Annotated in this window: 3 protein-coding genes; all 3 read left to right on the top strand. The window is 56.8% G+C overall.

The features are described 5' to 3' along the window. The first annotated feature begins 196 nt into the window (after positions 1-196). Positions 197-667 carry a hypothetical protein gene (locus IFO71_RS21525; RefSeq protein ID WP_192031748.1) on the top strand — a complete coding sequence of 157 codons (471 nt, stop codon included), beginning with the start codon at positions 197-199 and terminating at the stop codon, positions 665-667. A gap of 607 nt (positions 668-1,274) precedes the next feature. After that, positions 1,275-1,499, top strand: coding sequence for an addiction module protein (locus IFO71_RS21520; protein WP_192031747.1), 225 nt, complete (start codon positions 1,275-1,277; stop codon positions 1,497-1,499). Beyond that, the gene (locus IFO71_RS22730) at positions 1,496-1,789 is read left to right on the top strand and encodes a type II toxin-antitoxin system RelE/ParE family toxin (protein WP_192031746.1); all 294 of its coding nucleotides are present in this window, start codon (positions 1,496-1,498) and stop codon (positions 1,787-1,789) included. The genes IFO71_RS21520 and IFO71_RS22730 overlap by 4 nt, the downstream gene beginning before the upstream one ends. Positions 1,790-2,052 lie beyond the last annotated feature (263 nt).

Here is a 2,052-nt window from a genome sequence, read left to right as displayed (position 1 = left end):
GCTGTGGTTGTCCTTTCTGCGCAAGCTGAGCAACTCCGCGAGTCCTTCCGATCTCTGAGTGCGTATCCTAGCCCCCTGGTTTTCGGCCGGAGCCGCCCAACTACGTATTCGAGCAGACCGTGGGGAGATGTCATGGTGTTTTCTGATACGCTTTCGTGCCACGGCTGCTCAATACGGCGTTAGCCTTCAGGCCCCAATGTCTCGAGTCGTTCTAGCTCTTGTTCTCCTCTGCCCCTTTGCCGCCGGTGCCTGTATCGTTGACGGCACTGCCGAGGAGATTCTTGGTCGTGTATTCGCCCAGTCACGGTTTGTGTTTCTCGCGACCGTAGGACCCACTGAGCGAATCCCGTCTGAAGATGACCGCTTCGAGTCAGTGTTGGCGTCAGACCTGACAGTCGTCGAGTCTTTCAAGGGCGCGCTCAAGCCTGGAGAGCGCGTACCCATGCGCCTCGGTCAGCCGAAGGAGACGAATGCGCATTTCCCTGCGTTCGCCTGGCTCGGTGATCGGGTACTCATTTATGCACCATCAATTCCTGTCACTGAAGAGAGCTTCAATATTCAGTGTGGTATGGCTAGTCACGTCATAGGGAACTACGATGACCCCAATGATGACATCGAATATCTCGAAATTCTTCGCCGCCTGAAGAATCCGGAAACTGAAGGCTAACTACGTATTCGAGCTGACCGTTGGGAGAGGGCATGGTGTTTTCTGATACGCTGTCGGCCAACGGCAGCTCAATACGGCGTTAGGCTACAGCTTGGCTTGGGTGTCGCAAGTGCCAAGTGAAATCTTCGCGAGCTTCATTGGCGGCACCTTCAGGTCGGTGGCGCAACAGCGTGGGCTTCTGGCGTCATCGACTCCTCGCCTTCTGCCTCTGCATGCCAGGGCCTTCGCTCCTCGCTCTTTTGAGCCCCAGTTTTGCCCGCTCAGCGGTGTCGTGCACGCAAGCCCACACTCCTCGCGATTATTCGCTTGCCTGAGTCTTCTTAGCGGTAGTACTTGGTACTTTTGGCTCTCAGGCTCCTCTGCGGTCGTGGCCGCTTGAGGTACACTACTGGCGCGCAGGCAGGTCAGGCGGCAGCGGGCAAGCGCCCTCGCTTGCAGGTGTACCCTAACTACGTATTCGAGCTGACCGTTGGGAGATGTCATGGTGTTTTCTGTTAGTCTGCCGGCCAACGGCAGCTCAATACGGCGTTATGTCCCCCTGCCAGCTAGTCGCAGGTCTCATGAGACGGGCAGTGGCAACCTGACGCTCTCGGGTTAGAATCAGGCCATGGACTTCAGCACCCTAGAACGAGAAGCACTGGCGTTGCCCGTCGACGAAAGAGCTCAACTGGCTCGAGATCTGCTTGCCAGTCTAGAAGGGCTTTCGGATCAAGAGCTTGAGTTGCTGTGGCAGGCTGAAGCATCGGCACGAGCCAAACAACTCCTGTCGGGGGAAACACAAGGCATCGCGGCAGAAGATGTGTTCCGTGAGGCCGAGGCCCATTTTCGTTGAAATCCGACTTCCACCCAGCCGCTAGGGCTGAGTATCTAGGGCAAGTCGCTTATTACGAATCCCAGGCCCCCGGACTCGGAGCTCGCTACCAGAGCGCTGTGCGTGAGGCTGTAGATGCCCTTCTAGAATTTCCGTTGGCTCATCCTGTTGTCTGCGAGCCCGGGGTTCGTCGCTTGAGTGTAAAGAAGTTTCCCTTCACGGTTTACTACTTGGTGAACGGCGATCTTCTTTACATCCTTGCAGTCGCTCCGCATCGCAAGGCACCTGGCTATTGGCGTGGGCGCACATAACTACGTATTCGAGCAGACCGTGGGGAGAGGTCATGGTGTTTTCTGATACGCAGTCGTGCCACGGCTGCTCAATACGGCGTTAGGCTTACCTTGAATACTCTTGCAGCATTACTAGGCGCGGCGATCTCAGCAACGTCACCAGCTCAAGACCAGAGCGCCGTTCTGTCAGCCGTCAACGCCCACTTGCGCGCTCAGCGCATCGAACTAGCCGCCACCTCGTGGATTGCACTCGACCGCTATGAGATTGAAGGACTCGAAAAGGC

Origin of the sequence: Pseudomarimonas arenosa (assembly GCF_014841215.1) — a bacterium.
GTDB lineage: Bacteria > Pseudomonadota > Gammaproteobacteria > Xanthomonadales > Xanthomonadaceae > Pseudomarimonas > Pseudomarimonas arenosa.
This window is presented reverse-complemented; position numbering and strand designations above follow the sequence as displayed.

Excerpts from the sequence above, each read along its gene's own strand:
- IFO71_RS21525 (WP_192031748.1), top strand. The coding sequence starts at position 197 with ATGTCTCGAGTCGTTCTAGCTCTTGTTCTCCTCTGCCCCTTTGCCGCC.
- IFO71_RS21520 (WP_192031747.1), top strand. The coding sequence starts at position 1,275 with ATGGACTTCAGCACCCTAGAACGAGAAGCACTGGCGTTGCCCGTCGAC.